Source organism: Exiguobacterium sp. SH3S1, assembly GCF_004337105.1.
GTDB lineage: Bacteria > Bacillota > Bacilli > Exiguobacteriales > Exiguobacteriaceae > Exiguobacterium > Exiguobacterium aurantiacum_A.
Genome location: NZ_SJUW01000011.1, coordinates 65919 through 74838, shown reverse-complemented (window position 1 = coordinate 74838; position 8920 = coordinate 65919). Strand labels below are relative to the sequence as shown.

The 8920-nt window shown below is 55.1% G+C and carries 5 protein-coding genes; 4 read left to right on the top strand and 1 reads right to left on the bottom strand.

Annotated features, from left to right (window positions below):
• The 4 genes from EVJ26_RS11950 to EVJ26_RS11935 form a co-directional block, all read left to right on the top strand.
• Positions 1-192, top strand: a 192-nt coding sequence (locus tag EVJ26_RS11950; protein ID WP_145962641.1) for a zinc ribbon domain-containing protein, incomplete at its 5' end; no start/stop codon positions are given.
• Positions 193-434: 242 nt separating this feature from the next.
• On the top strand, positions 435-1181 hold the full coding sequence (locus tag EVJ26_RS11945; RefSeq protein WP_070327341.1) for a TspO/MBR family protein: 747 nt from the start codon (positions 435-437) through the stop codon (positions 1179-1181).
• A 270-nt stretch (positions 1182-1451) separates the two neighbouring features.
• Positions 1452-5891, top strand: coding sequence for a glutamate synthase large subunit (gene gltB, locus EVJ26_RS11940; protein ID WP_131470583.1), 4440 nt, complete (start codon positions 1452-1454; stop codon positions 5889-5891).
• Entirely contained in the window at positions 5888-7339 is a 1452-nt protein-coding gene (locus EVJ26_RS11935) for a glutamate synthase subunit beta (protein ID WP_131470581.1), read from the top strand. The genes gltB and EVJ26_RS11935 overlap by 4 nt, the downstream gene beginning before the upstream one ends.
• Positions 7340-7487: 148 nt before the next feature.
• Here the strand turns inward: EVJ26_RS11935 and EVJ26_RS11930 are convergent, their stop codons facing one another.
• Positions 7488-8807: a Na+/H+ antiporter family protein gene (locus tag EVJ26_RS11930; RefSeq protein ID WP_131457633.1), complete on the bottom strand. Its 1320-nt coding sequence runs from the start codon at positions 8805-8807 to the stop codon at positions 7488-7490.
• Positions 8808-8920 lie beyond the last annotated feature (113 nt).

Genomic DNA, 8920 nt, shown 5'->3' with positions numbered 1-8920 from the left:
AAATGCAGGTTCCACGGCCGCACACTGATCCAGGCCGACCCGTGGTTCGCCTCGACCCAGGTCTGTTCGGCCTGTGGCGAGAACGGCGGCAAGAAGGACCTGCACGTCCGCGAGTGGACATGCGCCGTATGCGGCACGCACCATGACCGCGACGTCAACGCGAGCCTCAACCTGTTGGGTCTCGCCGACTGAAACACTCCAGGGCAGGGACTGCCCGACGAGCTTGGTCCACAACCGTGGCTGGTCAAAGCACGGTCTTCCCAAGAAGCTCCCACTTCAAGTTGCGAAGCAAATAAGTGGTGAGTAGTTCACACTGATTGAGACTCATTATTTGAGTCTCTTTTTCATTTCGCTTGTGTATGAGCAGAGACACACGGGTATAGAATACTATGTTAATAAAGGAGGTGTCAGGTCTTCTTCGGAAGATCCTATTTATGGACTTGTCAAAATGGCCTTTAGTCAACTGGCTGGCGTTTTTAGCAACAGTCGTCATCAACTACTTCGCGAGCGGTAATAACGCGGCCGTGTCAGACCGGATCGATATTTATTTCAAGCCGGCCGGATACGCTTTCTCGATTTGGGGACTCATTTACGTCGCGCTCGCAGTATGGCTCGTACTCCAATTGAAGAAAGGGTCGGTCGCGAACCGACAGGCTAACCGGATGAAGGCAGGTTTTCTCGTGTCGTGTATTTTGAACGGTCTTTGGCTGCTCGCGTTCACAAACGAGTGGTTCATCGCCTCGCTCGTCGTCATGGCCGCTTTTTTAGCGACGCTCGCTTGGTTGTATTACATCGCCTTCCGCACGTCGACGAGCTGGCTTGACCGTTTCCCATTCTCGGTTTACCTCGGTTGGGTGTCGGTCGCGACGATCGTTAACGTCTTCATCGTCATGAAGACGGAACGGATTACGACGTTGCTCGGCTTAGATGAGTTGGCATGGACGTCACTCATGCTCATGGTCGGGGTCGTCCTCGCTTTGGTGTTCATGTGGTGGCACCGCGACTTCATCTACCCGCTCGTCTTCGCCTGGGCGTATGTGGGCATCTTCGCCCGAATCGACAACGGGACGCTTTACGTCGTCCTCGTGAGCGCGCTCATCGTGCTCGCGCTCGGTTACGTCGGCTTGATCATTTGGAAACGGCCGCGTTCGTTTTTGCATCACTCCAGAAAAACAGTATGACAAGCAAAAAGATAGCCTAAAACGGGCTATCTTTTTCTTTGGGAATAACAAGTTCTGATGAACCTATACATAAATATATTTGATGGATAAATATTCATTATGGATTATAAGTTGTTTTGAGAAATCCCTTGATATCAAATATGTATCCGCTTACAAAAAATATTCATCCCGTTACCGTTATGCAAAAATCTATTCAACATACTTGATTTTTCAGAATATTTAGAACAGAATAAAAATTACGAACAAGATGGATAGAGAGGGGCTGATTCGATGGAGCGAACAAGTTTGTACGATCCACGATTCGAAAAAGACGCATGCGGTATTGGGTTATATGTCAATTTAATGGGAGAAACAAAGCACGAGATCGTCAGCAAATCGCTATCGATGCTCTGTAAGCTCGAACATAGAGGTGGGCAAGGCGTAATCGACGCTGGTGACGGGGCCGGCATCATGACCGAGTTGCCACACGAGTTATTCACTCAGACGATGAACTTGCCAGCGCCGGGGGGCTATGCGGTCGGCATGGTGTTCTTCCAACCGAACGAGACAAAGTTGCGCGACAAGCAACAACAAATGGAGCGACTCGCCGATGAACTCGATTTCGCGACGATCGCCTGGCGGGAAGTACCGGTCGACAGTTTGGCGATCGGTGAACACGCTCGGGTGACACAACCGACGATTTATCAATGGTTCGTGTCGTGCCCGTTCGCGGACTACGATTCAAACGAACGCTCGCTCTATCAGCTTCGCCGGATGATCGAGAAAACAGACGAATTAAACCTTTATCTTCCGAGCCTGTCGACGAAGACGATCGTTTATAAAGGGATGTTGACGCCGATCCAGATTGAGCGGTTTTATCTCGATCTGCAATCGCCGGCTTATAAGAGCACGTTCGGGATCGTCCATTCACGGTTCTCGACGAACACGTTCCCGTCATGGGAGCGGGCCCATCCGAACCGGATGATCGTGCATAACGGTGAGATCAACACGTTGCGTGGGAATATCGATGCGATGCGTGCCCGCGAAGGTGTGACCTCGACCGACCTGTTCGATGATGTGAACGAACTGTTCCCCGTGCTCCAAGAAACGGGCAGTGACTCCTCGATGCTCGACAACGCGTTCGAGTTCTTCACTCGGACCGGTCGTTCGATCGCACACACGGCGATGATGCTCATCCCTGAGCCGTTCGCCGAAGTATCGATGGATCCGTTCAAAAAAGACTTTTATCAGTACCATTCGTCGATCATGGAGCCGTGGGACGGACCGACGGGCGTCGTCTTCACGGACGGGCGTCAAATCGGGGCAATCTTGGACCGGAACGGCTTGCGGCCGATGCGTTATATCGAGACGATGGACGGGGAACTCATCCTGTCGTCTGAGAGCGGAGTCATCCCGGTCCATGCGGAGAACGTCAAGACGAAGCAGCGTCTCCGTCCCGGGCAGCTCCTCCTCATCGACTTGGAATCGAAACGTCTCATTCCAGACGCAGAGATCAAACAGACAATCGCCCGGGCCGAACCGTACGGGAAATGGTTGAAGCAGATGACGACGATTGCGGACCAGCCTGTGAATGAACCGGTCGTCGAACAGGTGCACCGTAAACAACGGGCGTTCGGATACACGAAAGAGGATATCGAGCAGTATCTCGTGCCGCTCATCCTCGAGAAAAAAGATCCGATCGGCTCGATGGGCCATGACCAACCGGTCGCCGTCTTGTCAGAGCGACCGCGGTCACTGTTCCATTACTTTAAGCAACACTTCGCCCAAGTGACAAACCCGCCGATCGACGCGTTGCGCGAGAAAATCGTCACGGCGACGTTCACTTGGCTCGGTCCTCAAGCGAATCCGGTTCATACCGGTCGGGGACACGCCCGCCGCGTCTGGCTCGAACATCCGATCATTGACGCGGCGACAGTCGAGGCGGTGAAGTTGAAAATGAACGTCGCCCGCATCACGACAACGTATGAAACAGACCTCGAACGTTCGCTCGAGTCATTGTTTGAACGTGTCGATGCGGCCGTCCGAGATGGGGCTGAAGTCATCGTCTTGTCTGACCGTGACATGTCCGAGTCATCGCTCGCGATGCCGGTCCTGCTCGTCATGAGCGCGGTCCATCAACATTTGATTCGGTCGAACTTACGGGCGTCATGCAGTCTCATCGCTGAAAGCGGAGAAGTGAGAGAAGTGCACCAAGCCGCCGCTTTGATCGGATACGGGGCCGATGCGGTCTATCCGTATTTAGTGTACGCGACGATCGCGGAAGCGGTAGAAGCCGGATTGATTTCGTTCTCGGTCGAAGCAGCAATCCGCCGCTATCAAACGGCTGCAGTCGATGGAATCGTCAAAATCATGTCGAAGATGGGGATTTCGACCGTGCAAAGTTACCGGGGAGCACAAATTTTTGAGGCGGTCGGCATCGACCGCGCATTGATCGACCGTCATTTCCGCGGGACGACGTCACAACTGTCCGGGATCGGGTTCAAGGAGCTCGAAGCAGAATCACGGCGTCAGCACGAATCGGCGTTTAGCCGTGACCGTCCGCTTGAAGCGGGAGCAGATTTCCAGTGGCGAGCCGACGGAGAAGAGCACGCCTTTAACCCTAAGTCGATTCACTTGTTGCAGCGGGCTTGCCGTGAGAACGAACGCCGTTACTATGACGCTTACGTCAAACAGCACGAAGCATCCGGTCAATTTTTAAGACAGTTGTTCGACTTTAAATCGCAAGAGCCTATCCCGATCGACGAGGTCGAATCGGTCGCCTCGATCGTCAGCCGTTTCAAGACGGGCGCGATGTCGTTCGGCTCACTGTCGAAAGAGGCACATGAGACGCTCGCCATCGCCATGAACCGGATCGGCGGGAAGAGCAACTCAGGTGAAGGCGGCGAAAACCGTAACCGCTTCACTCCTGACGCGGACGGGAACGAGCGCATCAGTCGGATCAAACAAGTGGCAAGTGGACGATTTGGTGTCACGGCCGAATATTTGTATCATGCCGATGAGATTCAAATCAAGATGGCGCAAGGTGCGAAACCAGGGGAAGGTGGGCAGTTGCCTGGCAATAAAGTCTACCCGTGGGTCGCCGAAGTGCGCGGCTCGGTCCCAGGTGTCGGGCTCATCTCGCCGCCACCGCACCATGACATCTACTCGATCGAAGACTTGGCCCAGTTGATCTTTGACTTGAAGCACGTCAATCCGCAAGCAAAAGTGAGCGTCAAGCTCGTCTCGAAATCCGGTGTCGGAACGATTGCGGCCGGCGTCGCGAAAGCGAACGCCGACACGATCGTCATCAGCGGCTACGATGGCGGGACAGGTGCTTCGCCTCGAACGTCGATCAAGCATACTGGTCTCCCGTGGGAGCTCGGATTGCTTGAGACACACCAGACGCTCGCATTGAACGGACTTCGCGGCCGCGTCACGCTCGAGACGGACGGCAAGCTCATGACCGGACGCGATATCGTCCTCGCCGCCATCTTTGGGGCGGAGGAATACGCGTTCGCGACGGCACCGCTCGTCGTGCTCGGCTGTATCATGATGCGGGCCTGTCATCTGGACACGTGTCCGGTCGGCGTCGCGACACAAGACCCGGCGCTTCGCCAAAAGTTCATGGGTAAACCGGAACACGTCGTCAATCTTATGACGTTCCTCGCCGAAGAAGTGCGCGAAATACTCGCCTCGCTCGGCGCGAAGACGATCGGTGAGGTCATCGGCCGAACGGACTTGCTAGAAGAGAGCGCCTGGAAACAGGAGCACGCGAAAGCGAAAATGCTCGATTTGACACCGATGTTATCGGTCCCGACAGCGTTACCGGGGAAGGAAGAGTTACCTCATCCGGCTTTTCAGTCGTACGACCATCGAAAATTGATCCCAGCCGTATCGCGTTCGATCAAATCGCTTCAACCGACGTTCTTCGTCGGGCGGGTCCGCAATACGGACCGGGCCGTCGGGACGATGCTCGGCTACGAAGTGACGAAAGTTCACGGCAACATCGGTTTGGCTGAAGATACGATCTCACTCCGACTGAGCGGGTCGGCCGGACAAAGTTTAGGCGCATTTCTTCCTCATGGCATCACGATCTCTGTGATCGGGGATGCGAACGATTATGTCGGAAAAGGGTTGAGCGGCGGGAAACTCGCGGTCATCGCTGAGAAACATGCCCCGTTCGACGAGAGCGAACAAATCATCGCCGGCAACGTCTGCTTGTACGGGGCGACATCGGGGATGGCATTCTTTAACGGACACACGGGGGAACGGTTCGCGGTCCGAAACTCAGGTGCCGTCACCGTCACTGAAGGCGTCGGGGATCACGGGTGTGAATATATGACCGGTGGGACGGTCGTCGTCCTAGGAACGGTCGGCCGCAACTTCGCGGCCGGGATGTCCGGAGGTGTCGCCTTCCTATACGGTGACCAAGACTATGACCAACTCGTCAACACGGAACTCGTAGCGGTCGAACGCGAGTTGACCGATGAGGACACAGAACAGATTTATTCGCTGCTCGAGATGCATCAATTCCACACGGATAGTGTGAAAGCGAGTCGTATCCTCGAGTCGTTCGATGACGAGCGGAAGCGCTTCGTCAAAATCGTACCTCGCGATTATGCGAACGTACTTGACGTCATGCGTCAAATTGAAGCCACTCGTCCGGAACTGAACGAGGCAGACCGTGCCCTCGAACTGTTCCGGGTCGTGACTGAAGGAGGCGTAGTATGAGACATAAATTTATCGATATCCCACGTGAGACGCTCCCTGAGCGGACAGTGCTCGAGCGGATACGTGACTATGATGAATATGCATCCCGGATGGACGATGAACCGATCGTCAAGCAGGCCGAGCGCTGCATGGACTGCGGGACCCCGTTTTGTCACGTCGGTGACATGATCGGGCAAGAGACGATCGGGTGCCCGATCCACAATTTGATTCCGGAATGGAACAAGCTCGTCTCGGACCAAGACTGGTATCGCGCTTACGAGCGGTTGATGGAGACGAACAACTTCCCAGAGTTCACGGGCCGCGTTTGTCCGGCCCCATGTGAAGGGTCGTGTACGCTCGGCATCAGCGAGGACCCGGTCGCCATCAAATCGATCGAACGGACGATCATCGACCGCGCGTTCGAAGAAGGATGGGTCCAGCCGCGCCTCGTCCAGATGCGGACCGGACGCTCGGTCGCCATCATCGGCAGCGGTCCAGCGGGTCTCGCTGCGGCGGACCAGTTGAATCAAATCGGTCATCACGTCACTGTGTATGAAAAAGCTGACGAGGCGGGCGGGTTGTTGTTTTACGGAATCCCAAACATGAAGCTTGATAAAGACGTCGTCCGGCGCCGGATTCACTTGCTGGCGGCGGAAGGAATCCGCTTTAAGACAGGTGTCAACGTCGGTGTTGATGTGACGGTCGAGTCACTCCGCCACAAGTTTGATGCCGTCATCCTGGCGACGGGGGCGCAGAAACAGCGGACGCTCGGAATCGAAGGGGACGATGCGACCGGCGTCGAACCGGCGATGGACTATTTGACCGAGTCGACACGGGTGCTCGGCGGAAAAATGATCGACGCACAGTATGACGCGGCCGGGAAAGACGTCATCGTCATCGGTGGCGGTGACACAGGGGCCGATTGTGTCGCGACGGCGATCCGGCAAGGTGCGAAATCGGTCACACAGTTCGGCAAACACCCGGAAAAAGGCATGTTCCGGGTGCCAGAACGTCCGTGGCCACTTCAACCAGACACGCTTTCGGTCGATTATGCTTACGCCGAGGCGATCGAACGTTATGAGCATGACCCGAGAACGTATTTGATCCGCTCGAACCGAGTTATTAGCCAAGACGGTCGCGTCGCCGGCATCGAGACGGAACGGATGGAAAAGATCGTCAAACCAGACGGTCACGCGACGTTCTTCGTCGTCGAAGATTCACACAAGACGTATCCGGCCGACCTCGTCCTCGTCGCCATCGGTTTTGAGCGCCCTGAATCCGAATTACGGAAACTAGGCATCGAAGCGAAACGAGATTACGTTTCGAACGTAGACGGCATTTTCGTCGCCGGAGACGCGAGACGCGGACAAAGTTTGATCGTCTGGGCGATCCGCGAAGGGCGAGAAGTCGCTGAAACGGTCGACGCTTACTTGGAGGCTTGTCAATCTCGTCTAAAAACTTCATCATAAAAAGGAGCGACGCGATGTCGCTCCTTTTTAGATTGATCAACAGGAGGAGTCAGAGATGCTAATGGAAGTCCTCATGTATACCGGGTTTTGGTTTTTACTTGTACTCGTCTTACTGGGCACGATTTACGCGCGGCGTAACCGCAAGTGATTATAATACCATCGCGGCGATCAAGCCGAAGATGATGAGCGGGATGTTGTAGTGGAGGAACGTCGGCCAGACCGTCTCACGCAAGTGGTCGTGTTGCCCGTCCGCGTTCAAACCGCTCGTCGGTCCGAGCGTCGAATCACTCGCCGGGCTACCGGCGTCACCGAGTGCTCCGGCCGTTCCGATGATGGCGATCGTCGCCTCGACCGAGAAACCGTACTGGATACATAACGGCACGAAGATGGCGGCGATGATCGGTATGGTCGAAAAGCTCGAGCCGATACCGAGTGTGATGACGAGACCGACGAGGAGCATGACGAGGGCGGCGAGGAACTGCGAGTCACCCATCAAGTTGCTTGCTCCGCTCACGAGCGGTTCAATCGCACCCGTTTCACGGATGACGGCGGCGAATCCGCTCGCGGCGATCATGACGAAACCGATGAAGGCCATCATGCGCATGCCGCTCGTAAAGATATCGTCCGCTTCTGACCAAGGGATGAGACGGAAGAGCGTCAACAGGATCAAACCGGTCACGGCCGAAGCGATCATCGATTCGGTCTGCAATTGAACGACCAAGACGACCAAGACGACGATCGCCGTCAACCAAATCTTCATGTTGCTCAACGTGCGGACCTCATAGTCGCTCGGACCGAGTTGGATCGTTTCATACGACCGCGGTTTCCGGTAGTGGAAGAAAGCGGTGATGAGTCCGACGAGCATCCCGAGTGCCGGGATGGCCATGATGCTGACGATATTGACGTCACCGACGGCCATCCCGTTCGTCTCGACGTTCGGGAGCAAAATCTCGTTCAAGTAGATGCCGCCGAAGCCGACCGGTAGCAACATGTACGGTGTGACAAGCCCGAACGTGAGGATCGTCGCGACGAGCCGGCGATCGAGTTTCAACTCATTGAACAAGACGAGTAACGGCGGTACGACGATCGGGATGAAGGCGATGTGGATCGGTAAGACGTTCTGTGAGCTGATAGCGAGTAAGAGCAGCAGCGACAGCAGTAACGCTTTGACGCGACCGACGCTCTTGCCGGTCACATCACGGCCAGACATGCTGATCAACCGTTCAGCCAGGACGTCAGGCAGGCCGGTCTTTGACAAGCCGACGGCGAACGCACCGAGCAGGGCGTAGCTGAGGGCGATCGTGGCACCGCCACCAAGCCCGTCGCTGAAAGCGGTCAACGTGTCGTTGAAACCGAGTCCTCCGACAAGTCCACCGACGATGGCGGCGAGGATGAGCGATAAGACGATATGGACACGACTGATCGCGAGAGCAAATAAGACAATGACAGCTAATAATACAGCATTCATGAGTTCCAACACCTTTCGAATCATAAGTTCTTTCTCTTGTTATCACTTTAATACGATAAAGACTTTTGAAATTTAACATACGTTTTATGACTTGTCAAATCATGAAAACAAAA

What these genes read in the sequence shown, in the direction of transcription:
- EVJ26_RS11945 (WP_070327341.1), top strand. Translation starts at nt 435, where the DNA reads ATGGACTTGTCAAAATGGCCTTTAGTCAACTGGCTGGCGTTTTTAGCA.
- EVJ26_RS11930 (WP_131457633.1), bottom strand. Translation starts at nt 8,807, where the DNA reads ATGAATGCTGTATTATTAGCTGTCATTGTCTTATTTGCTCTCGCGATC.
- EVJ26_RS11935 (WP_131470581.1), top strand. Translation starts at nt 5,888, where the DNA reads ATGAGACATAAATTTATCGATATCCCACGTGAGACGCTCCCTGAGCGG.
- gltB (WP_131470583.1), top strand. Translation starts at nt 1,452, where the DNA reads ATGGAGCGAACAAGTTTGTACGATCCACGATTCGAAAAAGACGCATGC.